The sequence below is a fragment of the Allochromatium vinosum DSM 180 genome (assembly GCF_000025485.1).
Lineage (GTDB): Bacteria > Pseudomonadota > Gammaproteobacteria > Chromatiales > Chromatiaceae > Thermochromatium > Thermochromatium vinosum.
Map to the genome: position 1 here is coordinate 853,246 of NC_013851.1, position 23,326 is coordinate 876,571.

General features: G+C 60.3%; 24 protein-coding genes. 13 read left to right on the plus strand and 11 right to left on the minus strand.

Annotation, left to right across the window (positions count from 1 at the left end):
• The first annotated feature begins 5 nt into the window (after positions 1–5).
• Complete coding sequence (locus ALVIN_RS03615; protein ID WP_012969954.1) at positions 6–1,016, plus strand: S49 family peptidase; 1,011 nt, start codon at positions 6–8, stop codon at positions 1,014–1,016.
• Between the two features lie 22 nt (positions 1,017–1,038).
• Here the strand turns inward: ALVIN_RS03615 and ALVIN_RS03620 are convergent, their stop codons facing one another.
• The 5 genes from ALVIN_RS03620 to ppk1 form a co-directional block, all read right to left on the minus strand.
• Positions 1,039–1,647, minus strand: coding sequence for a hypothetical protein (locus ALVIN_RS03620; protein WP_012969955.1), 609 nt, complete (start codon positions 1,645–1,647; stop codon positions 1,039–1,041).
• The gene (locus tag ALVIN_RS17765) at positions 1,644–1,799 is read right to left on the minus strand and encodes a hypothetical protein (protein ID WP_190275521.1); all 156 of its coding nucleotides are present in this window, start codon (positions 1,797–1,799) and stop codon (positions 1,644–1,646) included. Before ALVIN_RS17765 ends, ALVIN_RS03620 begins: the two co-directional genes overlap by 4 nt.
• A gap of 115 nt (positions 1,800–1,914) precedes the next feature.
• Positions 1,915–2,286, minus strand: a complete 372-nt coding sequence (locus tag ALVIN_RS03630) for a TusE/DsrC/DsvC family sulfur relay protein (protein WP_012969956.1) — start codon at positions 2,284–2,286, stop codon at positions 1,915–1,917.
• 142 nt (positions 2,287–2,428) lie between these two features.
• On the minus strand, positions 2,429–3,022 hold the full coding sequence (locus tag ALVIN_RS03635) for a thermonuclease family protein (protein ID WP_012969957.1): 594 nt from the start codon (positions 3,020–3,022) through the stop codon (positions 2,429–2,431).
• Positions 3,023–3,035: 13 nt separating this feature from the next.
• Positions 3,036–5,258 (minus strand): polyphosphate kinase 1, encoded by a 2,223-nt coding sequence (gene ppk1 / locus ALVIN_RS03640; RefSeq protein WP_012969958.1) that lies wholly within the window; start codon positions 5,256–5,258, stop codon positions 3,036–3,038.
• Positions 5,259–5,434: 176 nt separating this feature from the next.
• Here ppk1 and cmoA point away from each other — a divergent pair, with 176 nt between their 5' ends.
• The 11 genes from cmoA (at position 5,435) to ALVIN_RS03695 (ending at position 16,877) form a co-directional block, all read left to right on the plus strand.
• A complete protein-coding gene (gene cmoA / locus ALVIN_RS03645; RefSeq protein WP_223295255.1) occupies positions 5,435–6,160 on the plus strand; it encodes a carboxy-S-adenosyl-L-methionine synthase CmoA in 726 nt (241 codons plus the stop codon).
• Positions 6,151–7,128, plus strand: coding sequence for a tRNA 5-methoxyuridine(34)/uridine 5-oxyacetic acid(34) synthase CmoB (cmoB, locus tag ALVIN_RS03650; protein WP_012969960.1), 978 nt, complete (start codon positions 6,151–6,153; stop codon positions 7,126–7,128). The genes cmoA and cmoB overlap by 10 nt, the downstream gene beginning before the upstream one ends.
• A gap of 99 nt (positions 7,129–7,227) precedes the next feature.
• Entirely contained in the window at positions 7,228–7,611 is a 384-nt protein-coding gene (gene crcB / locus ALVIN_RS03655) for a fluoride efflux transporter CrcB (protein ID WP_012969961.1), read from the plus strand.
• 41 nt (positions 7,612–7,652) lie between these two features.
• On the plus strand, positions 7,653–7,982 hold the full coding sequence (locus ALVIN_RS03660) for a DUF190 domain-containing protein (protein WP_012969962.1): 330 nt from the start codon (positions 7,653–7,655) through the stop codon (positions 7,980–7,982).
• 123 nt (positions 7,983–8,105) lie between these two features.
• Positions 8,106–9,551, plus strand: coding sequence for a Fe-S cluster assembly protein SufB (sufB, locus tag ALVIN_RS03665; RefSeq protein WP_012969963.1), 1,446 nt, complete (start codon positions 8,106–8,108; stop codon positions 9,549–9,551).
• 93 nt (positions 9,552–9,644) lie between these two features.
• Complete coding sequence (sufC, locus tag ALVIN_RS03670; protein WP_012969964.1) at positions 9,645–10,397, plus strand: Fe-S cluster assembly ATPase SufC; 753 nt, start codon at positions 9,645–9,647, stop codon at positions 10,395–10,397.
• Positions 10,394–11,695 carry a Fe-S cluster assembly protein SufD gene (gene sufD / locus ALVIN_RS03675; RefSeq protein ID WP_012969965.1) on the plus strand — a complete coding sequence of 434 codons (1,302 nt, stop codon included), beginning with the start codon at positions 10,394–10,396 and terminating at the stop codon, positions 11,693–11,695. Before sufC ends, sufD begins: the two co-directional genes overlap by 4 nt.
• 67 nt (positions 11,696–11,762) lie before the next feature.
• Positions 11,763–12,188, plus strand: a complete 426-nt coding sequence (locus ALVIN_RS03680) for an SUF system Fe-S cluster assembly protein (RefSeq protein ID WP_012969966.1) — start codon at positions 11,763–11,765, stop codon at positions 12,186–12,188.
• A 501-nt stretch (positions 12,189–12,689) separates the two neighbouring features.
• Positions 12,690–14,069, plus strand: coding sequence for a sigma-54-dependent transcriptional regulator (locus tag ALVIN_RS03685; RefSeq protein ID WP_012969967.1), 1,380 nt, complete (start codon positions 12,690–12,692; stop codon positions 14,067–14,069).
• A gap of 72 nt (positions 14,070–14,141) precedes the next feature.
• A complete protein-coding gene (locus ALVIN_RS03690; RefSeq protein WP_148217451.1) occupies positions 14,142–15,620 on the plus strand; it encodes a hypothetical protein in 1,479 nt (492 codons plus the stop codon).
• 111 nt (positions 15,621–15,731) lie between these two features.
• Positions 15,732–16,877 (plus strand): transporter, encoded by a 1,146-nt coding sequence (locus ALVIN_RS03695; RefSeq protein WP_012969969.1) that lies wholly within the window; start codon positions 15,732–15,734, stop codon positions 16,875–16,877.
• Between the two features lie 33 nt (positions 16,878–16,910).
• On the opposite strand, the gene ALVIN_RS03700 is transcribed toward ALVIN_RS03695, so the two are convergent.
• From ALVIN_RS03700 to ALVIN_RS03715, 4 genes are all read right to left on the minus strand, one after another.
• Positions 16,911–17,543, minus strand: coding sequence for a C39 family peptidase (locus tag ALVIN_RS03700; protein ID WP_012969970.1), 633 nt, complete (start codon positions 17,541–17,543; stop codon positions 16,911–16,913).
• 78 nt (positions 17,544–17,621) lie between these two features.
• Positions 17,622–18,125: a hypothetical protein gene (locus tag ALVIN_RS03705; protein ID WP_012969971.1), complete on the minus strand. Its 504-nt coding sequence runs from the start codon at positions 18,123–18,125 to the stop codon at positions 17,622–17,624.
• Between the two features lie 123 nt (positions 18,126–18,248).
• Complete coding sequence (locus ALVIN_RS03710; protein WP_043795505.1) at positions 18,249–18,734, minus strand: hypothetical protein; 486 nt, start codon at positions 18,732–18,734, stop codon at positions 18,249–18,251.
• Between the two features lie 683 nt (positions 18,735–19,417).
• A complete protein-coding gene (locus ALVIN_RS03715; protein WP_012969972.1) occupies positions 19,418–19,882 on the minus strand; it encodes a hypothetical protein in 465 nt (154 codons plus the stop codon).
• Here ALVIN_RS03715 and ALVIN_RS18150 point away from each other — a divergent pair.
• The gene (locus ALVIN_RS18150) at positions 19,881–20,006 is read left to right on the plus strand and encodes a hypothetical protein (RefSeq protein ID WP_263053326.1); all 126 of its coding nucleotides are present in this window, start codon (positions 19,881–19,883) and stop codon (positions 20,004–20,006) included. The genes ALVIN_RS03715 and ALVIN_RS18150 overlap by 2 nt on opposite strands.
• Before the next feature lie 355 nt (positions 20,007–20,361).
• On the opposite strand, the gene ALVIN_RS03720 is transcribed toward ALVIN_RS18150, so the two are convergent.
• The gene (locus tag ALVIN_RS03720; RefSeq protein WP_012969973.1) at positions 20,362–20,988 is read right to left on the minus strand and encodes a response regulator transcription factor; all 627 of its coding nucleotides are present in this window, start codon (positions 20,986–20,988) and stop codon (positions 20,362–20,364) included.
• Between the two features lie 30 nt (positions 20,989–21,018).
• Positions 21,019–23,265, minus strand: a complete 2,247-nt coding sequence (locus ALVIN_RS03725) for an ATP-binding protein (protein WP_050750282.1) — start codon at positions 23,263–23,265, stop codon at positions 21,019–21,021.
• Positions 23,266–23,326 lie beyond the last annotated feature (61 nt).

Below are 23,326 nucleotides of genomic sequence, written 5' to 3' on the forward strand. Positions count from 1 at the left end.
CCGTCATGAACTGGAAATTTTGGAAGAAACGCCGTGAGCCGATGCCCGCGCCCGGTCAGCCGGACTGGGAGCGTGCCCTGATCAACCGGCTCGCCGCCGAGTATCTGGACGACCAGCGCAAGCGCCGGCGTTGGGCGACAGCCTTCAAGCTGCTGATCCTGGTCTATCTGATCGGCGTGCTGATCGCGGCCAACAGCACCGGGCTGTCCGATGCCGTCAAGGTCGGCGAGGACCACACCGCGCTCATCGAGATCAAGGGGGTCATCGCTTCGGATTCCGATGCCAGCGCCGATCGCGTCATCACCGCGCTACGCGCCGCCTTCGAGGCCAAGCACGTCAAGGGCATCGTCCTGCGCATCAACAGCCCCGGCGGCAGTCCGGTCCAGGCCGGCTATATCAACGACGAGATCAAGCGTCTCAAGGCGAAGTACAAGAAGGACCATGATGGCAAGGACATGCCGGTCTATGCCGTAGCCGTCGATCTCTGTGCCTCGGGCGGCTATTACGTCGCCGTCGGTGCCGACGCCATCTATGTCGACAAGGCCAGTCTGGTGGGCTCCATCGGGGTGCGTATCGACAGTTTCGGCTTCCAGGAAGCGATGCAGGAGCTGGGCATCGAGCGCCGTCTGCTGACAGCCGGTGCGAACAAAGGCATCCTCGATCCCTTCTCACCGCTCGGCGATTCGCAGCGCGCCTTCATCCAGAGCGTGCTCGACCGGCTGCATGGCCAGTTCATCGATGCAGTGAAGCAGGGGCGTGGGGACAAGCTCAAGGGCGGTGACGAACTCTTCAGCGGGCTGTTCTGGAGCGGTCAGGAAGCCGTCGAACTGGGATTGGCCGATGGCCTCGGCAGTTCGAGTCAGGTGGCACGTGAGCTGATCAAGGCCGAGAAGATCGTCGAATACACCGAGAAGCGCGATCTGCTCGAATCCATCGCCAAACGCTTCGGCGCACTGGTCGGGGCCGGGATGCTGGAAGGGCTGGGTGTCTCGACCGGTTTGAGCCTGCCGCATTGAGCAGCCGGTCGAGTCGTCGGGATCAATGTGTCAGGGCGTTCTGGATGGCTTCCAGGTCCAGCTTCTCGAAATACGCTTCGATCGGTTGGCTGTCGGCCAGTTGACTGCCCTGACCCTGGACGATCAGCCGGCTGCCGACCATGAACGTGATCTCATAGTTCTTGCTGTCGGCGGCATGTTCCAGCGTCCCGCGATAGCCCTTGAACGAATAGGTCTTCATGTCCTGGTTGTTCTGCATCACGAGAGGCATGGACATGGCCATCGTCAGCATGGGCATCAGCGGTGAGTCGGCCATCAGGTTGAGGGTGATCTCGGCGCCATCCTCGCGCTGATAGCGCCGGCTCAGTGTGGTACCCGTGATCATGGCGGCCATGCCGCCGGACTGCGATTCGGCGGCATCGGCCGTCCAGCCGGGGAGCGGCTCGGGCAGGAGCTTCACCAGATTGGCCGTCATCTGTTCCTGGATCTTGGCGACGGCGAAGTTGAGTGTCTCGATGGCGGTTCTCAGCTCACCGGACGCATACGCTTTACGGGCGCTCTCCATCTGGTCGATCACTTCGTCGGCCTGGATCGAGCCGGCCAGACAGAGACCGGCGGCGAGCGATAGGATCTGAGTGCGTCGAATCCTCATGCAATTGTGCTCCAAAGAATTGAAAAGAAAAACAAACCAGACGCCGGGGCGGTGGTTCGGCCGTCGAGCGGCTGACGCACCCGGGTCTGGGCGAGAGCGGGGTCCGAGCGGATCGACGCCAGCACAGAGAAGCCGTCGATCTTGAGCATCATCACATCCAGCACCACCAGATCCGGCCGTTGGTCGCGGACAGCGACCGGCCCCGCCCCCGCCTCACCGTCGCGAGTGACGTGGACTTCAGGGGCGGGCCGGCGCTGGTTTCAGCGCTTATTGGACACTGCCGAATGATTTGTCGGCGGCGCCCGAGGGAGCTGTCAGGCCAGCGAAACGACAGCCCTGGGCGACCGGACCACCCGGAAAGAGACCATAGAGATATTTGAGGCCACCCTGGATGTGGAAGGCTTCGTCGAGCGCGTCATGGAGTTCGCGCACATTGGGCCGTTCGTGGCGCGCGAAATAGGCTTGCAGCGCCTGGAGTGTGCGCCAGTGATCCGCCGTCAGTTCGAGTCCGTCGTGCCTGGCTATCTCCTCGGCGATCGATCGATTCCAGTCGACCGGAGCCTGTGGAAAATCCGGGTCGATGGCGCTGATCGCGCCCGGATTCAGAATCTCGCCCATTGTCTGGGTCTTGGTCGCCATGTTCGTCCTCCCGTGGATGTGGTTCTCGTACTTGTCGGGCCGGCCCGGAGGCCGGGAATGGACGCTGGATCTCGTCCATGACGTCATCCAGTCGTCATCCTGGAGTGTCGAGCCTTTCACCGGTGAGTTCAAGGTGAACCGGCTATCCTCGGGTGCGACGTCTGTAGTCCCAGGGTTTCTGATGCTCGCCGCGACGGTTCCAGATGCCGCGTCTGGCGGCGCGTGCTTCGCGCTCGGCACTGAAATAGCGCGGACTGTCGCAGAACTGCTCGTAGACGGCGGCCTGACCGGCTTCGACCTGCTCCAGGTTGAGCAGGCGCGGCTCGGCGTCCGTGGTGTAGATCTCGCCGACCGTGCGGCCGTACTGATCCTGATCGATCTTGAGCAGTCTGACCGTCGGCGGCGTGATCGACTGGAGATGCTCGCGCGAGCGCGTGCCCCAGGGTTTCTGGGCCATCTCGGGCGCGTCGATGCAGTAGAGGCGCACCTTCACCAGCTGGGTGCCGCAGCGCAGGTTCATGGTATCGCCGTCGCTGATCTTTTCGACGCGGCAGTCCTTCCCGCTGAAAGGCAGCTTCCAGGCGTTCGGGATCAGATCGCCGCTCCAGTGGTCGACGGCCCAGAGCGCCGCTGCGATCACGGCGATGGCGAGCGCCGAGCGCGGCGTGAGCGGACTTCGGCCATGGCCCCGGAGCTTCGCGCGCAGATACTGTTTCAGAAAGGTTTGTGGCCGCATGTCGAATCCGGTCTCAAGCCTGTCCCTTCTCGCGCAGCCGCCACTGGAAATGACTCAGCAGCCTGGAACGCACCTTTTTCTCCTTGTGCTTGGCGGCGGCGGCCAGACGCTTCTCGGCCACGCCGATCAGGGTCTCCTGGGCGCCCTTCTTGGTGTCGTCCTCGGGCGTGCGCTGGGTGTAACGGCCGCCGGCGTCCATGTCCCAGGCCGAGCGGCTGTCGGCGAACTGCACGTCCAGGATCAGACGCAGCTCCTGACGCAGCTCGGGATTCTCGACCGGGGCATGGACCTCGACCCGGCTTTCGAGATTGCGCCGCATCATGTCGGCCGAGCCGATGTAGTACTCCTCCTCGCCGCCGTTGCGGAAATAGAGGATGCGGGCGTGCTCCAGGAAGCGCCCGACGATCGAGACCACGCGCGCCCGTTCGCTCAGTCCCGGAATGCCGGGGCGGAAGCGGCAGGTGTCGCGCACGATCAGATCGACCTGCACCCCGGCGCGGCTGGCCTTGTAGAGGGCACGGGTGATGTCGGGGTCTTCGAGCGCGTTCATCTTCATCTGGATGCAGCCGCCGCCGTCGCGATTGTGGTGGTCGATCTCGCGGTTGATCTTGTCGAGGATGGCGCGCTTGAGGTTGTAGGGTGCGGCCAGGATCTTGCGGTAGCTCGGCGGGGGCGAGTAGCCGGTGAGATAGTTGAAGAGTTCGGTCAGATCCTGCCCGATCTCCTCGTCGCAGCCGAGCATCCCGAGGTCGGTGTAGAGCTTGGCGGTGCCGGGGTGATAGTTGCCGGTACCGATGTGGTAGTAGCGGCGCAGTTGCGAATAGTCGCGCCGGACGACGAAGATCAGCTTGCTGTGGGTCTTGAGACCCATGACGCCATAGTTGACGTGGATGCCCTCGGCCTCCAGCCGCCGCGCCCACTGGATGTTGGCCGCCTCGTCGAAACGCGCCTTGAGCTCGACCAGCACCGCGACCTGCTTGCCGTTGCGCGCGGCCTGGATCAGCGAGTCGAGGATGGCGCCGGCCGAGGTGCGGTAGAGCGTCATCTTGATTGCCAGCACCTTGGGGTCGTCGGCGGCGGTGCGCAGGAAGCGCTCGACCGAGGTGCTGAAGGGCTGATAGGGGTGCTGGAGCAGGATCGGGCCGCTCTCACGGATGATGTGGAAGATGTTGCGTCGATCGTTGGCCAGCAGCGGATGATCGACCGGGCGATGCGGTTTGTCGTGCAGCTCGGGGATGTCGATGGCGGCGATCTCGAACAGATCGCGCAGGGCGAACAGGCCCTCGACCTCGATGACGTCCTCGGCCTCGTTCAGACCCAGCTCGGCGGCGAGCATGCCGCGATGGGTCGACTCCATGCCGGGCTGGACTTCCAGGCGCACGATGGGCGCGAAATGGCGCTCGCGCAGTTCGCTCTCGATCATCTCCAGCAGGTCGTTGGCCGCCTCCACGTCCGGCTCGACGATGGCGTTGCGGGTGACGCGGAACAGCGCGCAGGAGACGAACTCCATGCCCGGAAACAGCATGTCGAGGTTGTTGACGATCAGGTCTTCGAGCGTGACATAGGTGTGGGTGCCGTCGACCGCGACCAGACGCTTGGAAACGTCCTTGTGCACCGGCACCTTGACGCGCGCCATGTAGACCTCGTTGCCGCCGGGGTAGCGCAGAGTGACGAGCAGGTTGAGCGCGAGGTTGGAGATGAAGGGGAAGGGGTGCGCCGGGTCCATCGCTAGGGGCGTGAGCATCGGGAAGATGTTGGCGCGGAAGTGTTCGCGCAGGCGCTCGCGGGCGTCGACGGGGAGATCCTTGTACAGGCAGATGCGGATGTCGTAGGCGTCGAGTTCGGCCATGAGGTCGACATGGATGCGGCGCAGATCGGACTGGAACGCGCGCACAGCCGTCTGGCACTCCTTGAGCTGCTGGGCCGGGGTGCGTCCGTCGAGTCCGGCGGTGTGGACGCCGGCGGCGATCTGCTGTTTGAGACCGCCGATGCGCTTCATGAAGAACTCGTCGAGATTGCTGCTGACGATGGCGAGGAACTTGACGCGCTCCAGGAGTGGGGTGCGCGGATCCTCGGCCTCGTGGAGCACGCGGCGGTTGAAGGCGAGCCAGGTCAGTTCGCGACTCAGGTAAAGGCTGGGGTCGTCGAGGTCGACTTCGGGCGGCGGGAGCGGGATCTCTTCGGCGGTCGACTCGCTATAGGTCGCGTCTTCAGTCAGGGCTTGGCTCGTGCTCATGGGGGTCTCGATCCTCGTCGGCATGGATTCCCGGATTCTAACCCAACGCCTGTCGATGTTCTGTTACCGCGCGTGGAAAGCGTTTTGCAGGACTGAGGCGGTGCGGTGTGAAGCTGGCGGGCTGGAACCGAACAGGTCGGCCTGTTCGGTATACAATCTCACCGATGAAAGACACCGTGATTGATGACCTGTTCGACCGCGCCGCCGGCCCGGTCCGTCCCTTCGAGTTCGATGCCGATGTGGCGCGCGTCTTCCCGGACATGGTGCGCCGCTCGGTGCCCGGCTATGCCGAACTGGTCGGCCTGAGCGGTCTGATCGCGCGGCGTGTGGCCGGGCCTGGAGCGCGCTGTTATGACCTGGGTTGTTCACTGGGCGCTGTGACGCGCTCGATCCTGCGCCAGACGGACTCCGATGTCTCGGTGGTCGCGGTCGACAATGCGCCAGCGATGATCGAGGGTTTGCAGGCGCGTCTGGCCGCCGAAGCCGAAACCGACGTCACGCGGGTCGAGACGCTGTGCGCCGACATCCAGTCGATCGCCATCGAAGAGGCGAGCCTCGTGGTCCTCAATCTGACGCTCCAGTTCGTCCCGATCGAGGCGCGGCTCGGACTGCTGCAACGCATCCGCGCTGGACTGGTTCCCGGTGGCGTACTGATTCTGGCCGAGAAATTCGCCAGCCCCGAAGGGCGCGCAGGCGACTGGCTGACCACCCTGCACGCGGATTTCAAGCGCGCCAACGGTTACAGCGAACTGGCCATTGCGCGCAAGCGGGCCGCGCTGGAGCGGGTGCTGATTCCGGAAAGTCTTGAAGAACACGAGCGACGGCTCGCCGAAGCCGGTTTCACCGGCTCGGTGCGCTGGTTCCAGAGTCTCAACTTCGTGGCCTGGCTGGCATGGACCTGACGCCCTTCCGACCTTTTCTGGAGCATCTGACTCAGACAAGGCTCGCGCCCTGGGCCGAGCCGTTGTCGGATGCCGTGCGCGAACGGCTTGGACCGCGCGCACATGGCGATCTGGCACGCTGGGAAGCGTCACTGGCCGCACTGCCCGAGCTACCGCCCGGCCGCATCGCGCTCGATCAGTCCGGCGTTGGTCTGCACTCCGATCAACCGCTCCCGCCCGAGATCGCTTCCCGCCTGCGCGCGACCCTGATGGAACTGCATCCCTGGCGCAAGGGGCCGTTCCGTCTGCATGATCTGCACATCGATACCGAATGGCGCTCGGACTGGAAGTGGGACCGGCTCGCCGACGCCATCGACCCGCTGGACGGACGGCTGGTGCTGGACGTCGGCTGCGGCAACGGCTATCACGCCTGGCGGATGCTGGGTGCGGGCGCGCGGCTGGTCATGGGCATCGACCCGACCCAGGTGTTCCTGTGCCAGTTCCTCGCCATCAACCGCTATCTGGTGCGCGACCAACTGGCCGTGCTGCCGCTCGGCATCGAGGATCTGCCTTCAGGGCTGACCGGCTTCGACACCGTCTTTTCGATGGGCGTGCTCTATCATCGCCGCTCGCCGATCGATCATCTGGCCGACCTGCGCGCCCTGCTGCGACCGGGCGGCCAGCTCGTCCTGGAGACCCTGGTGCTGGAGGGCGAGGCGCAACAGGTGCTGGTTCCGCCCGATCGCTATGCCGGCATGCGCAACGTCTGGTTCATCCCCAGCGTCGAAGCGCTCGCCGTCTGGATGGGGCGGGTCGGCTTCAAGGACATCGCAGTCGTCGACGTCAGCCGCACCACGATCGAAGAGCAGCGCCCGACCGACTGGATGCGTTTTCAGTCCCTGCCGGACCATCTCGACCCAACAGACCCGAGCCGCACCATCGAAGGCCATCCGACCCCGGTGCGGTCGATCCTCATCGGCCGAGCCTGAGCGCGCATGAACGCCACTCCAGCGGTGAGTCGAAAAGGGTCGGGTGACGGCGTCCCCCGCCCGCCGTCACCCGACCCTGGCACAACCGAGAATCCATAGATGAACGCTGTCCTAGCCGTCTTCACCGGCGCCGGTCTCGGCGCGCTGCTTCGCTGGTCCCTCGGCCTGCGGCTCAACGCCATCATCCCGAGTCTGCCGTTGGGCACAGTCGCCGCCAACCTGCTCGGCGGCCTGCTGATCGGCCTGGCGATCGCCTGGACCGGACGTCACCCCGGTCTGCCGCCCGAGATCCGTCTGTTCGTCATCACCGGCTTTCTCGGCGGACTGACCACCTTCTCGACCTTCTCGGCCGAAGTCGTCACGCTGCTGTCCAAGGGTGAACTGCTCTGGGGCCTGGTCGCGATCGGAACACATCTGATCGGTTCTCTGACCATGACCGCCCTGGGTATCTGGCTCGTGCATCTGCTACTGGCGCGCGCTTGAATAGCGACGCCTCGATCGCAACCCCCTGGAGACCTCGAACCATGTCGAACTGCTTCCTGAAATTCTACGTCGCCGAAAGCCGCCGCCATCATCACAAGCTGATCTACGAATGGCTGCTGGAAGAGGCCAAGTCGTTCGGACTCCAGGGCGGCTCGGCCTTCCGCGCCCTGGCCGGTTTCGGCCGCCACGGACGACTGCACGAGGAACGCTTCTTCGAACTCTCGGGCGACCTGCCGGTCGAGGTCGGCTTCGTGGTCAGCGAGGACGAAGCCGACCGCTTTCTCGATCACCTCGGCCAGGAAGGACTGGATCTCTTCTATATCAAGATGCCGGTCGAAGCCGGTGTGACCGGCCCACGTCGCCAGTCTTAGGCAAAGCGAAAAAGTCAGAATATAATCGAGCATTCATCGAGCCGTTCAGGGGAGTTGATTCCAAATCCTAGCGGTCGCATATCAAAAACCTAGAGAATCACTCAAGAACGCGGAGCCAGGAGCATGACCGGAGCCTCAGCCGTCGAAGACATCGTCAAGTCGGAATACGAGCACGGCTTCACGACCGAGATCGAGTCCGATACCCTGCCGCCGGGGTTGGACGAAGAGGTCGTGCGGGCCATCTCCAAACGCAAGGGCGAGCCGGAATTCATGACCGAACAGCGCCTCAAGGCGTATCGGCACTGGCTGACCATGCGCGAACCCGAATGGGCGGCGGTCGACTATCCCCGAATCGACTTCCAGGCCATCTCCTATTATTCAGCGCCCAAGCGTCCCGAGGACATGCCCAAGAGCCTCGACGAGATCGACCCGGCGCTGCTCGAAACCTACAACAAGCTCGGCATCCCGATCGAGGAGCAGAAGGCATTGGCCGGCATCGCCGTCGACGCGGTGTTCGACAGCGTTTCGGTCGCCACCACCTTCCGCGCCACACTCGCCGAGGCCGGCGTCATCTTCTGCTCCATCTCCGAGGCGCTGCACGAGTACCCCGAGCTGGTCAAACCCTATCTGGGCACGGTCGTGCCCTATACCGACAACTTCTACGCCTGCCTCAACGCGGCCGTGTTCAGCGACGGCACCTTCGTCTATGTGCCCAAGGGTGTGCGCTGCCCGATGGAGTTGAGCACCTACTTCCGCATCAACGCCCGCAACACCGGCCAGTTCGAGCGCACCCTGATCGTGGCCGAGGCCGGCAGCTATGTCAGCTATCTGGAAGGCTGCACCGCGCCCCAGCGCGACGAGAACCAGCTCCATGCCGCCGTGGTTGAGCTGATCGCGATGGAAGACGCCGAGATCAAATACTCGACGGTGCAGAACTGGTATCCGGGCGATGCCGAGGGGCGCGGCGGCATCTACAACTTTGTCACCAAGCGCGGCGACTGTCGCGGCGCGCGCTCCAAGATCTCCTGGACCCAGGTCGAGACCGGCTCGGCCATCACCTGGAAGTATCCGAGCTGCATCCTGCGCGGCGACGGCTCGATCGGCGAGTTTTACTCGGTCGCCGTCACCAAGGGCCGTCAGCAGGCCGACACCGGCACCAAGATGATCCACATCGGCCGGAACACCAGCTCCACCATCGTCTCCAAGGGCATCTCGGCGGGCGAGGGGAGCCAGACCTATCGTGGGCTGGTGCGCATCGGTCAGCGCGCCGAGGGAGCGCGCAACCACACCCAGTGCGACTCGCTCCTGATCGGCGACCGTTGCGCCGCCAACACCGTGCCCTATATCGAGGTCAAGAACCCCTCGGCCAAGATGGAGCACGAGGCGACCACCTCCAAGATCAGCGACGATCAGCTCTTCTACTGCCGCTCGCGCGGTCTGACCGAGGAAGACGCGGTGTCGATGATCGTCAACGGCTTCTGCAAGGAAGTCTTCAACGAGCTGCCGATGGAGTTCGCGGTCGAGGCCCAGAAGCTGCTGAGCATCAGCCTGGAGGGCGCGGTCGGCTGATCGCGCCTCCCGTTCAATCCAATTTCAGCCGAACCGCGTCATCGCCGACGCCGGGAGAACCTGGTGCCAGACGCGGTTCAGGAGTCACGAAAGATGTTGTCTGTCAAGGGCCTGCGGGCCAACGTGGGTGATAAAGAGATCCTCAAGGGACTAGATCTGGAGGTCGGACCGGGCGAGGTCCATGCCATCATGGGACCGAACGGCTCGGGCAAGAGCACGCTCTCGCATGTCCTGTCGGGACGCGACGGCTACAGCGTCACCGCCGGTTCAGCGACCTTTGCGGGACGCGACCTGCTCGAACTCGAACCCGAGGAACGCGCCCAGCTCGGACTCTTCCTTGCCTTCCAGTACCCGGTCGAGCTGCCGGGCGTGAACAACACCTATTTCCTCAAGGCCGCGCTCAACAGTATCCGCAAGGCGCGCGGCGAGTCGGAACTCGATGCCGTCTCCTTCCTGCGTCTGATCAAGGAGAAGCTCAAGATCCTGCATCTCGACGACTCGCTCCTGAAGCGCGCAGTCAACGCCGGCTTCTCGGGCGGCGAGAAGAAGCGCAACGAGATCTTCCAGATGGCGTTGCTGGAACCCAAGCTCGCCATCCTCGACGAGACCGACTCCGGACTCGACATCGATGCGCTGCGCGTGGTGGCCGAGGGCGTCAACGCCCTGCGCTCACCCGAGCGTTCCATGATCGTCGTCACCCACTATCAGCGGCTGCTCGACTACATCCAGCCGGATTACGTGCACGTCCTGGCGCGCGGGCGCATCATCCGCTCGGGCGGCAAGGAACTGGCGCTGGAGCTGGAGGAGAAGGGTTACGGCTGGATCGACGCGGAGCTGGCGGCATGAACGCGCCACTGCACAGCGGTCTCGAACACTGGTTGAGCGCGCCGGACGACAGCCCGGCGCCCGACTGGCTCCTGGAACATCGCCGCGCGGCCCGTGCGCGCCTGAGCACCCAGCCGCTGCCGCACTCCAAACAGGAAGCCTGGCGCTACACCAATCTCAAGGGCTTGCTCGAACAGGATTTCACCGCCATCGAGGAGCCGCTGAGCGCGCTCCAGCCCGAGGATCTCGACACGGTTCTGATCCCCGGCTTCGACGCCCATCGCGTGGTGTTGGTCAACGGCCGTTTCGCGCCCGAACTCTCGACGCTGGGCGAGCTGCCGGCCGGGGCGCGCATCGGCGGACTGCGCGACTGGCTCGACCATGATCCCGAGTCGTTGCGCGGTCGGCTCGATGCCGCGCGTGGCGAATCGGGGGCCTTCTTCGCCCTGCTCAACACGGCCGGGCTGGACGACGGTCTGGTGGTGTGGCTGGCGCGCGGCGTGATACTCGAACGTCCGCTCGAACTCATCCATCTCTCGGTTGGACTCGACGAGCCGCGTGTGGCCCAGCCGCGCCATCTGGTGCATCTGGAGGCCGGTGCACAGGCGACCCTGGTCGAGCGCTATGTCAGCCTGGGCGAGTCGCTCTACTGCACCAACGCGGTCATGGAGGTCGTGCTGGAGCGCGATGCCGTGCTCAAGCACGAGCGGTTGCAGATGGAGAGCCGCAACGCTTTCCATCTCACCGGCTTCTATCTGGTCCAGGACGAAAACAGCCACTACGCGGGCGTCAACATCGGCCTGGGCGCACGCTGGGCGCGGACCGATCTCAACACCCGTTTCCGGGGCGAGCAGGCCGAGTGCGTGCTTCATGGACTCTATCTGGCCGGCGACGGACAGTTGCTCGACTACCATCTCGACGTCGAGCACGCGGTTCCAAACTGCCGCAGTGAGGAGAACTTCAAGGGTCTGCTGACCGGGCAGGGGCGGGCGGTGTTCGACGGTCGGGTGCTGGTTTCCAAGGACGCGCAGAAGAGCGACGCGGCCATGTCCAACCGCAATCTGATGCTCTCCGAGCAGGCCGAGATCGATACCAAGCCGCAGCTCGAAATCTATGCCGATGACGTCAAGTGCAGTCACGGCACCACGGTCGGCCAGATCGAACCCGAGATGCTGTTCTACCTGCGCTCGCGCGGTATCGACGCGGCACAGGCGCGGCGGATGCTCTGTCTCGGGTTTGCCGGCGAGATCATCGACCGGCTCAGCGACGAGGCGGTGCGTGAGTGTGTGGCCGAAGCGGTCGGTCAGCGGCTGGCCTGACGGTGGCGGCTGAAATGAATACGACGATGTTGATTCAACCCGCGCCTGGTGTTTCGCGGAGGACGTGATGAACAGACTGGCCCGCTTTGCCGGTTTCGGCCGGCGCAAGCAAGAACCGGACGCACAGGATGGGGACACGGCCGTCCTCCACGAGGAAGAGGTCGAGGTCACCGTGGAGCGCATGGACCCCGAAGAGCTGCGCGAGCCGATCATCGCCTCGCTGCGCGGTGTCCATGACCCCGAGATCCCGGTCAACATCTACGACCTGGGACTGATCTATCGCATCGACATCGCCGGCAATGGCGACGTTTCGGTCGACATGACGCTGACCGCGCCCGGCTGTCCGGTCGCCGGCATGATGCCGCTGATGGTCAAGAGCGCGGTGGAGCGGGTCGAGGGCGTCGGGCAGGTCAGCGTGCAACTGGTGTGGGATCCGCCCTGGAGCGCCGACAACATGAGCGACGAGGCACGCTTGCAGCTCGGGCTGATGTGATACGCCTTGGCCGTTAGGCGATCCGATCCTCTAAAGCCTGGAACAGGGGAACAGATTCGTCGAAATGGTCGCGAATGGTCTCGGTTTTTCGGAGGGCGAGCGCGTTGCCCGCCCTCCAGTCCGCTTGTATTGAAGCACTCCCCACACATCACTCGATCACATCACACGCGACGCGCGGCTCTCTGCCGCCAAGCCGTTCAGGATGATCCGCCTTGTTGTCGCCGCCGGCCCGGAGTGTCATCGTCGCTCAGCATACGTGACGGGACTCCGGGTCGCTCCCACACCCTCGCTGAAGCGAAAATCTTCTGACCCCTGGCTGTTGGTCCCGCTGTGAGAGAAACAGCGGATAACGCCTGCGCGGCATATGGTTACACGTAACGCAAAAAATGGTCAGGAGTTTAAAATCAGTAATTTTACGTATATTTGAATGCGGATCTCTCGTTTATTCTGCCGCAGACAACAGTATTTTTGACTGGAAATAGAAAAGGAGCCTGATTGCGAATGAATGTTGAAAAAAAAGCTCATTCGAATTGCAGGCGCAGCTTGGTTTACATCGCCACTAAATCTCAGCCCGAGATGGTGCGGCGCCTTGATGAATTGGGCTGGAATACTTTTATTGCAGAGAATCTCCGCCAGGCAAACGACATCTGTTGCAACCAAAACATCTCAGTCGGGTTGGTAGAGATCACTGATCCGGAGATGGCCGCAAAGTTTCTCCCTCAATTAGTTAATGTTGTCGAGAGCGATCTCAACTGGATTGCGCTGATTTCTCCGCTCCAATTGCAGCATTCGGAAACTCTCCATACCATCTCTCAATTCTGCTACGACTTTGTGACGACGCCAATCCCCTTTGATCGGCTGGCCGTGACTATTGGGCGTGCTCATGGAATGAGAATGCTCGCCAAAAAGAAAAATGAAATCGATTGCGCCGCATCAGCGCAATTCGGCATCATTGGCAGCAGTAATGCGATCAAAGCTGTCAGGCGCAGCATTGCCACCTTTGCGGCATCGGATGCGCCGGTACTCATCGTTGGTGAGACGGGGACTGGCAAAGAGTTGGCCGCCTCGGCAATTCACGCCTTGTCAAGGCGCGGAAAATCCCCTCTCGTGGCGGTGAACTGTGGAGCGTTACAGGCATCGCTGATCCAATCGGAATTGTTTGGTTATGAGAAGGGCGCATTTACCGGTGCTGACCGGCGAGTAATCGGAAAGCTTGAAGCAGCCAATACAGGAACCATCTTTCTCGACGAAATCGGAGAGCTACCGCCCGAACAACAGGTCAATTTACTGCGCGTTCTGCAGGAACATCGCGTGCAGCGCGTCGGTGGGCATGTCGAGGTCAAGCTGGATCTGAGAGTGATTGCGGCTACCAATGCCGATCTCGAGCAGGCCGTCCAGGACGGTCGATTCCGCGAAGATCTTTACTATCGGCTGAATGTTCTGCTCTTGTCCCTTCCCCCTCTACGGGATCGGATCGAAGATATCGAGATTCTCGCTCACTACACCTTTAAAATCTATTTCCACGAGCGGATCAAAAACGTTAGAGATTTCAGTCAGGATGCCTTGACCGCCATGCGGTTGCACACTTGGCCGGGGAATGTCCGAGAACTCATCAACCGCGTGCGTCGAGCCCTGATTACCTGCGAACGGCCGCTGATTGGCGTCGATGACCTTGGGCTTGACAGTCTTGTCGTCAATGGCACTGCCCGATCACTGAACGATGCTCGGTCCCGTGCCGAGTATGAATTGGCATGCCAAATTCTGCGGCAAACCGGCGGTAATGTTTCTGAAGCTGCACGACGTCTGAATGTAACCCGCGCAACACTATATCGGTTGATCCGAAAATATGATATCAGCCCTGGCGCCGCAGTGCTGCACTAGGCATTGCTGACAAATCCCTTGTGGGCTGTAATAAAGTACGTTGGGGGTGTCATGGTATGGAATCGTACTCTCGTGACTGTTTTTTTGTACAGTTTGTTTGGCAATACAGCAGCCAGTGTAATTTCATTCATACCAAGTGCGCAGACAGCAAGCGACATCACAACCATCGTAACGGTTTCCGGTGGGCAACCCATTTTCATCGCGAACCCTGACGCTTATGTGGGCACGGCCGCCAGTAGTGTGGCCGTGTCCATGTCGACAACGGTGCACGCTATCCAGGAAGCTCTCGGTTTTCCGGTTTCAGCGACCAATGGCATAAGCCTCTACAATGCCGGAGCAAGCGTGGATTTGTTTGCGACTGTTGCCAATCAGGTTGTCATCGGTGGGGGGATTGCAATGGATGAGCCAATCGTTTCCTTTCACGGCAGCAGCGAAACTTGGGCTGTTGCGGGTTTTTCAGAACCACTGTTCGCGCGCGCCGCAGCACTCAGCCAAGGCGTACTGGACGGAGCCATTTTGGGAGGATTGGGTAATAATTCTTCGCTGAATCTGAGCTGGAACTTGAAGCGGTTGGCCCTGGAGGTCGAACCGTCCGCAGGATTGGCATTGCTGAGTCAGCGCATCCAGTTCTTTCAGGTCTCTGCTGACGAATTGAAAAAAAATCTTGGCGAAGTGAATCTTCTCATTTGGCTCGAAGATGGCAAGGCCAGCCTGCGGATTTTTGATGGCAGCAATTCAAGCGTCTTGCAGGGACAGGTCGGCAAAAATTTGACTCTTGACTTAGACGCACCAATTCAGACATCTATCGCCCTGCCCGAAACTAAAGACCCCATCGCCTTGAGAATCGTAGACACACGCACTGAAATTTCAATGGCGGCAGCACCGAGGGCGAGCATCCCGATTCTGACTGGCGTTGGCTCCAGTTTTGCGTTCGAACGCGACGATACTCCACGGATGCAATGGAACCCGGATACCGGGATCCTCAGCTTTTCCCCCCTGCCGATCAATTGGCGCGGTGGTGTTCTTTCCGGTAAAGATGACGATGAATTATTTTTGGGCGGTAAAATAAATATAAGCGACTTTCATTACATCGGAGAGTCAGATGGTCGACGCTATTTTGCGGGCGGCACAATCACACTAACGGACAGTCAAGGGCGGGTAATGTTTAGCGCCAGCCTGCCGGCGCTGGTTCTTGAAAACAGTCTTTTTCAGCTCCATGGATTCAATTTTTTCGCGCCAATCCTCAATATCATGGAGGTGAAGCCAAACAGTTCTCGCTGGCTCGATGGATTCATGGATCTCTTGGCGCTAGACGCGCCTTATCTGCCGGAGATTTTTCTCGGGGTCGATGATCTCGCCTTGACAGATCAATCCTGGCAGACAGGATTCAGCGCGCCTGTCAAGGGTATGCTTTCTTTCGCCGGCTTGACCCATCCCCCTCTCGACCTTGAGGCATTTCGCCGACCTGTTTCTCTGCCGGAAACATTTGCACTCATCGTGCTTGGGTTGATTCTGATGAGTTGTGTTTCAGTGCGGCCGAAAAAATACTGATGGCTTTTTGAAGCGATTGCAATTCTAGATAAAACGCCGGTTTGGATCTGAGTGCAGGTTTATGAAATGACTTTTTGAGAGTAAATCTCAATCAATGACCAGGAAATTCATATGGAAGGCAAAATGCGGAAGTATCCACGCCCCCTGACGGTCACGTCAGTCATCGTTTTGGTTATGGCGCTTGGGAGCCCAATGGCTTTTGGAGCCACCTCTCCAGACATTGACGCCGAAATTGAATCACTGCGCCGCGCTACCGATGAACTGCTCCATCGCGTCAAGGAGCTGGAGAAAAAACGTGCCCGTCAGTCACTGTCAAACAGTGAGGTGCAGGCAGCAAAAACGCCCGCAGTGCCAATAGGCTCCTCCAAATCCGCCACCGTCGCAACAAAATCTACCGGTCCCGGCACGATAGCTATCGATGAGTTGGCAGCGGAGCGTGCACTCGAACGGACATTGACTGCTGAGGGTGCACTCCTGATTGGTCCTAAGCAGTTCGATGTGGAACCTTATTTTAATTATGTCAGGCGTGAATCGGATCAATGGGTATTAGCCGCTGAGAGCGACCTGATTGGCATACGACAAGGAAGAACGCGCCGCAACGAGTTCGATCTGGGGGTACGGCTACGCGCCGGTCTGCCTTTTTCATCTCAGTTTGAGCTGGATCTTCCCTATCGCTGGGTGGATCAGTCCGTGGTGCGGCCGGTCGGTCTGACAGGAATCAATGAGGCAAGCAATCAAGGGAGTTCTGTGGGAGACATCAAAGTCGGTTTTGCAACCACCTTGTTGCGCGAGCGCGGCTGGCGTCCTGATTTGATCGGGCGTGTGACATGGGACACGGATACCGGCGATCAGGTAGATGGGATCGTCCCCATGGGGATCGGCTACAACGAGTTGCGTTTTGGATTGACCGCGCTCAAACGGCAGGATCCGCTGGCTTTCACCGCATCCCTGTCCTACACGACTACCTTTGAAAAAGACAATATCAAGCCAGGTGATGAGTTGGGGTTGTTGCTCGGGGTCTCGCTGGCGGCCAGCCCGGAGACATCATTGAGTCTCGCACTGGTGCAAAGCTTTAAAAAAGAGCTGGAAATCAATGGAGATCGCATTGCGGGTAGCGACCAGGTCAGCAGCGTACTGGCGCTGGGTGCTTCCTCGATCCTTGGGCGTCGCACTCTGTTCTCCGTCAGCCTGGGGGTCGGCTTGACCGAGGATGCACCAGACTATTCATTGAATCTGTCGTTGCCAATGCGATTTTGAGCCCCCCGATGGGATCGGGATCGTAGACGTGAATTAATTGAAAGTCACGAAATCACTTGGTCTGGGTTTGAGTGTGCCTGGGGTATGGGTGTTTTCGGTATGGCTATCCACGACGAACCCAACCTGACCGATCTGTGGATAATCGATCCAGGCGCGATTGAACTGCTCGATCGTCATGGTTCGATTGCCCCAGGCCGGGTCCGCCAGCAAAACCCGGTTTCCCAGACGGCCGCGAAACACGACAAAATGGTTGTAGCCTCTGGTATGAATGGGGATCAGGATTGGTGCTCGACGCTCCAGGTCACTCAGACTCATTTTGCCTAATCCAATACCCGTGTAACCGCGCGAATCGACATAGCGCTTCAGATCCAGTAATGAAAAACCTTCGCGGACCTGAACTAATTGCGGGTTTTCAATGTACTCGGCACGGTTGATGAGAGCCGTAGCGACCTCTTTTTCAGAGACCGGATCATTGTATTGATAATGCAGCAGAGTGGTCAGGGCAGCGGCTCCGCAGCTCAGATCCCATTCCTGAATCACTACGTTCTCGCGGCGTATTTCCAGTAGGGATTTCACTGGATCGGCTTCGGCGCCGTCACAGGCCAAGATAAGCGCGATGGCAGCGGCTGGAGCTAGGCGTTTCGCGACAATGCAGCGGAGCAGCATGTCAGAAATTTCCTCGCGCAATGTTTGTACCCACACGCGATAGCGCGTGGGTACTCTGATCAGGGATTAGCTGTCTGATTAGTTCGTGATTGCCGCGGCGGCAGTGGATTGACTAACCGCCGATGCCGCGCCGAAGTAGGATACTGCTGTCGAAACATTGATTGCGTTCGCCTGCGCGACGGGGAGAGCAATGGACATATCAGCGCCGGCAAAGGAATCGCTGCCAGTGTCGGATGTCCAGTCACCAACGGTCTGACCAAGAGCGACCGCGCCTGCCGCACTGACGCCCGAACCAACGGCATTGGCTTCAGATCCCGCTTCGACCGTGGAGGTCATCAAGCCAACGGTCCCAAACTGCGGCACGATCAAATCAGTGGTTGTGACATTGGCGTTCAAATAAGTCCCCGCAAAAGCAGAACTCGGACCAGAGGCAGTGGCCATGGCACCGGTCGTCCATGGACCGGCAAAGCCGCCGGCACTGACGCCATCCATCTCCGCGAACGATAAAGTTTGCTCCGCCAGTACGGAAGCTGACAGCGCCAGGAAGGAAGCGGCGGCGACCGTTGTGATGATGGTCTTCATAAGATTTACCTCGGTTTATTTTTGATGATAAAGGACTTGCAGGAAAACCCCGCGTTTTGCGGGATTATAGTTCTAGGGGATCGCCCTAGGCCTATAATGCGTAGCGAGCCGAGCTGCTCTCACTCAAGGCCCGAATAATCCATTGAAAAGCACGCTGCCGGCATACAGGCTCGATTCGACCGAAATCTCCAAAAATCGGCCGCTGAATGTGCTATTGATCGAACCGCCGGTGATACTTGTTTGCGGCTGTTGTGCGGAGCTGGTGGCAGTGGTTCCCTTGGATGGACTGTCTCCACCCGAAGCCCAAGAGATCGCGAGACCGGATGTCGCCGTCACGGAGGTGCCAAACTGCGATGAAGCCCCTTCAGGCACCAGCAACTCGACAGAGGATTTGCTACTCGTTGCCGTCGAGGTCACGGCGCCGTTCGCATTTGCGGAGGACTCCGATATGGCGAATGCCCCTCCCGGTCCAAACGTCAGCGTCCCCGCTGTCACCTTGTCCATGTCGGACAGGCTGAGTGCGAACTCTCCATGTCGTGCGTCCGCTGCAAAACACGTGGCTGAAACGCCGAGCACCGCAAGGCCGATAAATTGCAAGCTCTTATTCATTGAAATTGACTCCTTGAATTTGCCCGTCAGAAGATTGATCCGGTGCGCTTTGAATGTTGCCCTAGCGGTACTCGGCAGGAAGCGTTCACCAGTTTGCGCATGTTCAGTCCAGAATCGATTGGCCGGCAACACCCTCTATGTTTGCAATCACAGTGCCAATAATTAAAAAATTGATTTGATTGATATTTTTTGTTTCAGCTGGCGTGAAGTTGTGTCTTTCGGTAAACAGCTCAACTCTGGTTTTTAATAAAAATAAAAATAACAACAACTTAAGATTTATTTTTACTGTATCGATTCGAATACACGTCAGCACGCAGCGAAATCTGCTGTTGAGTCGTCGGCGGCAAGCGTGGATGAAGCTCTGCCTGATAGGCATGCTGATGACCAATACGGTATGCTGAAAGTCGGCCGAGCAGGTGGGTTCGAAAAGCTATGAATGCACGGCGCTGTCGTGGATGTTTCACCACAACAAGATTGATTTGGAGGGAGACGGGAGAGGCGAGTATTGTGTCGGTGAAGTGGCTCCCAAAATTTGGAGCCACATAGGAAGTAAAGTTTCGGGAGCTATCCTCGGCTGAAATGAGAAGGGTCTTCCCATATCCCGAGGGTCAAGGTCAATGAGTCAGCGCCGATCTCAAAATCTGGGTGATCCTTGCTTGACATCGCGAGCGGCTGCAAAACGGTCAGTGAGCTGGCCCGGGAATATCAGGCCCATCCGGACCGGATCGCCTCCAGTCACTGGCGGCTGATGCCGGCATCCACCTCGAATTCATGAGTGGCGGCCGAGTAGAGATCCAAGCGCGCGCTTGTTCGAGTGAGGTGAAGAGGGCCACGCGTCCAGGAGTGATATGGATCGAGGCCCAGTATTCGAGCAGTGTCAGAATTCTTTTGTCCTTGGCGACGCTGATGCTGTAGTAGCGTGGATTGGAATAGCTTTGCGCGATATCGATAGCCACGATCTCGTCGATGTGGGGCGGGGTCAGTGACAGTTGAGTTACGTCGAGATAGTCGTTGAGCACATAGTGGATGTCGTCGAAGCGTTCATCCGCTCCGATGATGTCCATCATGCGTCTGATCTGTCCAATGTCTACGCTGTCCCAGAGTTTGTTGTAGACACCCTGTTTTTCCCAGGTGATGCGATACGGCATGGCTTACTCCTTGATCGAATGTCCATTCCAGTTACAGCACCGCATTGCGACGTTCGTCAACGATGTCGGCGGCGATATCCTGGCCATCCCGATCCGCCATGTCGACATGCTGCGTGGTTACTGATTGTGTGAGCAATTTGTCCGGATGAGGGAGCGTGATCGGAGGTGTCTCCTGCAAGTTCACGCCCTGAAGCAGCGGCAATACCCTGTTCATGCCCCCAGCTTTCGTTCGTCATCTCTATTTTCGCCTGGAGACCTGGTTTCGGTCAGACACCCACATTGGCGAATCGAACACCAATGTATTATCTCGATTTGCGAGTGACTATCAGGAATGACCGTAGGGATCTAAGCAGAACTACGTAGAAGATGCTGATGCATCCACTTTAAAGACGAGTCGGCACGACAGAGATCACTTCCCTGCTCGAGCAGGCGGCACGGCTACAGTGAGGCGGTCGCCGCTGGCCCATGGCGGGTTCGATTCAGGATGCGAATGGGTTGGTATTCGAGAGATAGAGCTTGAGTTGCACCAGCCCCGGCAGCGATCTGACGCCGAGTTTGTGCATGAGGTTCGCGCGATGGCTTTCGATGGTGCGGATACTGGCGCCGAGGTCGGCGGCGATGACCTTGTTCGCTTTGCCCTGGACCAGGGCCTCCATGACTTCCCGCTCCCGCGGGGTCAGGCTGGCCAGGCGCTCGGCCAGTTGCCGAGGACTGCCGAAGACGCGGCGAAACTCCAGGTTCGCCTCCAGGGCGGCGCGGACGCGCTCCAGTAGCCGCTGATGGTTGACGGGTTTCTCCAGGAAGTCGATGGCGCCGAGATGCAGGCTGCGGACCGCCGTAGGGATCTCGCCATGGGCGCTGACCACGATCACGGGCAGCAGCATCCAGCGTGAACGCAGGGTCTCCAGGAGCGCCAGACCATCCATGTCGGGCATGCGCAGGTCCAGGATGAGGCATCCACACTCCAGGGTGTCGAGCTTGGCCAGGAAGTCCTGGGCCGAGCCGAACTCCTGCATCCGAATAGCGACCGACTCGAACAGCCAGCCTAGCATCTGGCGGAAGTTTGGGTCATCGTCGATGACATAGACAACGGGTTCCGGCGTCACGCTGCGTTGCCTCCAATAAACATCATGATTTTATGATTTCAGCCAGTGTGCGCTGGCTTCAATGAGATCTCGCAACTGCTGATTCAACCCATCCAAGTCCGCGTCGAGGTCTTTTTCACCGCGATCGATGGCCTCTTCCAAGCGTTTGGCCAAGTCCTGGATGGCTAGAGCGCCCAGGCTGCCGGCATGGCTCTTGAGATTGTGCAGCCGCGCGGCGGCCTCCTGCCGCTGCCCCCGAGCCAGGTCTTGATGCACGCGACCGACCAGATTGCGACCGTCCACCGCCAGGAGTCCGAGCAGATTCCGAAACATCGTCTGGTTGCCGCAGAGAATCTCGGCGGCCTGCTGCCGATCGATGCCGGGGATCACGGGAAAGGTCTCCATCCAGGCGTCCGTCGGCGCGATCGAGCCTGTTGCTGGCGGCGTCACGTCCGTGCCCGCAGTCGACCAGTGGAGCAGGGTGGCGATGATCTGTTTCAACCGGATGGGCTTGTTCAGCACAGCATTCATCCCAGCGTCCAGGGCGGCCTGTCGTTCATGGAGCAGCACGCCGGCACTGAGTCCGATGATCGGCAGATCGTGCAGACCCAACTCCTCGCGGATCCGGCGCGTGGCTGTGAGACCGTCCATCACCGGCATCTGGACGTCCATCAGTACCGCCTGGTAGGCGCCGGGATCGGATCTGAGCCGTTGCAACGCTTGGACGCCGTCGTCGGCCAGGGTGACAGCCGCTCCTGCCAGGCTCAGAGCCTGCTCGACGACTTCCTGGTTCATCGGACTGTCATCGACCACGAGTACATGCCAACCCGACAGGGCACTCGTGGCTATCTTGACGGTGCTTGGGGTGGGCAGCGTGCGATTGTGCCGTCGGCGCTCCATGTGTTCGAGCGGCAAGTCGAACCAAAAGGTCGAGCCTCGTCCGGGCTGGCTGACGGCGCCAATTTTACCGCCCATGAGTTCGACCAGATGCTTGCTGATGGCCAGTCCGAGTCCGGTGCCGCCACGGCTGCGAGTGAGGTTCGCATCGGCCTGGACGAAGGGCTGGAAGAGATCTTCGAGTATCTGGGGTTCGATGCCGATGCCCGTATCCTCCACCTCGAAATGCAGGTAGGGCGTGTCGGTTTCGGCTTCCCGTACCTGGATGCGCAGTGTGATGCCACCCGTGTTGGTGAATTTGATGGCGTTACCGATGAGGTTGTTGAGCACCTGTTCCAGTCGCAGCGGATCACCCAGGAAGGCGCCGGCCGGTAGCGGCGGGATATCGAGATCTAGCGATAACCCTTTGGCGCGGGCGCAGCGTCCCTGGAAGCTTTCGATCCGGGCGAGGAGTTTGTGGAGTTCGAAGGGCTGGCGGGCGATGCCGAGCTTTCCGGCCTCGATCCTGGAGAGATCCAGGATGTCGTCGAGGATACCGAGCAGGCTCTCGCCGGCCTCCTGGATACGCCGGACCTGATGCTGTTGCTGGGCATTCAGTTCACCCTGTTCGAGCAGCTCGGCCAGGCCGGTGATGACGTTCAGCGGTGTGCGGATCTCGTGGCTCATGTGAGCCAGTAAATGGCTCTTGGCCGCGTTGGCGGCGTTGACCTCGGCGATCCGGACGGCGCCCCTGGCTTCGAGTTCGGCATTGAGGGAGCAAAGTCGCTCCTCGCTGTCCCACAGTGCTTCACCCTGGCGGAGCTGCTCTTCCAGCGCCTTGCGCTCGCTGATGTCGGTCAACGCCAGTCGGATCTCGCGCGCAACCGTGGGTTTGACGAGGGTGGTCTCGGCCAGCACCCAGCAGGCGGGGCGATGCTGGATCACAAGTCTCAACTCAAGGCGCCGTCGGCACTCGCCCGACAGGACATCAGCCAGCAGCGTGTTGAAGGCCGGGCGCCTGTCCTCGCTGATCCAGAGACCCAGGCGCCGGCCGATGAGCGCAGACCGGGGTTCATCCAGCAGGGTGGCCGCCGACTGGTTGGCCTCGCGGATGGTGCCGTCCTCGCTCAGCGTCAGCAGTGCGACCGGCGCCTCCTGATAGAGGTCTTCATACCGTTGCAGGCTTTGCTCGAGCAGATTGCGGGTAGCGCGCAGGCTTTCGTTCTGTAACTCCAGCTCGATCTGGTGGAGCCGCAGCTCTTCGATGAGGCTCTCCAGGTCATGGATGGAGAGGTCGGCCGCCGTGTTCTTCGGTCGATGGCCGCGTCGCTGCTCGTAGAGCGCCTCGGCGGCGCGACGGAGCACATAGAACCCGTCCGGACTCAGGATGTCCTGGAGGTTGGGTGGCGGATGTTGGCTCATCGGGGCGTCTGGATCCTTATGTTCGGGGGCGTCACTCGACATCGGGCTTGTCAGCTCAGCC

Bases quoted from the DNA above. Each gene is read 5' to 3' on its own strand.
- ALVIN_RS03615 (WP_012969954.1), top strand. From the start codon at position 6: ATGAACTGGAAATTTTGGAAGAAACGCCGTGAGCCGATGCCCGCGCCC.
- ALVIN_RS03620 (WP_012969955.1), bottom strand. From the start codon at position 1,647: ATGAGGATTCGACGCACTCAGATCCTATCGCTCGCCGCCGGTCTCTGT.
- ALVIN_RS17765 (WP_190275521.1), bottom strand. From the start codon at position 1,799: ATGATGCTCAAGATCGACGGCTTCTCTGTGCTGGCGTCGATCCGCTCG.
- ALVIN_RS03630 (WP_012969956.1), bottom strand. From the start codon at position 2,286: ATGGCGACCAAGACCCAGACAATGGGCGAGATTCTGAATCCGGGCGCG.
- ALVIN_RS03635 (WP_012969957.1), bottom strand. From the start codon at position 3,022: ATGCGGCCACAAACCTTTCTGAAACAGTATCTGCGCGCGAAGCTCCGG.
- ppk1 (WP_012969958.1), bottom strand. From the start codon at position 5,258: ATGAGCACGAGCCAAGCCCTGACTGAAGACGCGACCTATAGCGAGTCG.
- cmoB (WP_012969960.1), top strand. From the start codon at position 6,151: ATGGACCTGACGCCCTTCCGACCTTTTCTGGAGCATCTGACTCAGACA.
- crcB (WP_012969961.1), top strand. From the start codon at position 7,228: ATGAACGCTGTCCTAGCCGTCTTCACCGGCGCCGGTCTCGGCGCGCTG.
- ALVIN_RS03660 (WP_012969962.1), top strand. From the start codon at position 7,653: ATGTCGAACTGCTTCCTGAAATTCTACGTCGCCGAAAGCCGCCGCCAT.
- sufB (WP_012969963.1), top strand. From the start codon at position 8,106: ATGACCGGAGCCTCAGCCGTCGAAGACATCGTCAAGTCGGAATACGAG.
- sufC (WP_012969964.1), top strand. From the start codon at position 9,645: ATGTTGTCTGTCAAGGGCCTGCGGGCCAACGTGGGTGATAAAGAGATC.
- sufD (WP_012969965.1), top strand. From the start codon at position 10,394: ATGAACGCGCCACTGCACAGCGGTCTCGAACACTGGTTGAGCGCGCCG.
- ALVIN_RS03680 (WP_012969966.1), top strand. From the start codon at position 11,763: ATGAACAGACTGGCCCGCTTTGCCGGTTTCGGCCGGCGCAAGCAAGAA.
- ALVIN_RS03685 (WP_012969967.1), top strand. From the start codon at position 12,690: ATGAATGTTGAAAAAAAAGCTCATTCGAATTGCAGGCGCAGCTTGGTT.
- ALVIN_RS03695 (WP_012969969.1), top strand. From the start codon at position 15,732: ATGGAAGGCAAAATGCGGAAGTATCCACGCCCCCTGACGGTCACGTCA.
- ALVIN_RS03700 (WP_012969970.1), bottom strand. From the start codon at position 17,543: ATGCTGCTCCGCTGCATTGTCGCGAAACGCCTAGCTCCAGCCGCTGCC.
- ALVIN_RS03705 (WP_012969971.1), bottom strand. From the start codon at position 18,125: ATGAAGACCATCATCACAACGGTCGCCGCCGCTTCCTTCCTGGCGCTG.
- ALVIN_RS03710 (WP_043795505.1), bottom strand. From the start codon at position 18,734: ATGAATAAGAGCTTGCAATTTATCGGCCTTGCGGTGCTCGGCGTTTCA.
- ALVIN_RS18150 (WP_263053326.1), top strand. From the start codon at position 19,881: ATGGCTTACTCCTTGATCGAATGTCCATTCCAGTTACAGCACCGCATT.
- ALVIN_RS03715 (WP_012969972.1), bottom strand. From the start codon at position 19,882: ATGCCGTATCGCATCACCTGGGAAAAACAGGGTGTCTACAACAAACTC.
- ALVIN_RS03725 (WP_050750282.1), bottom strand. From the start codon at position 23,265: ATGAGCCAACATCCGCCACCCAACCTCCAGGACATCCTGAGTCCGGAC.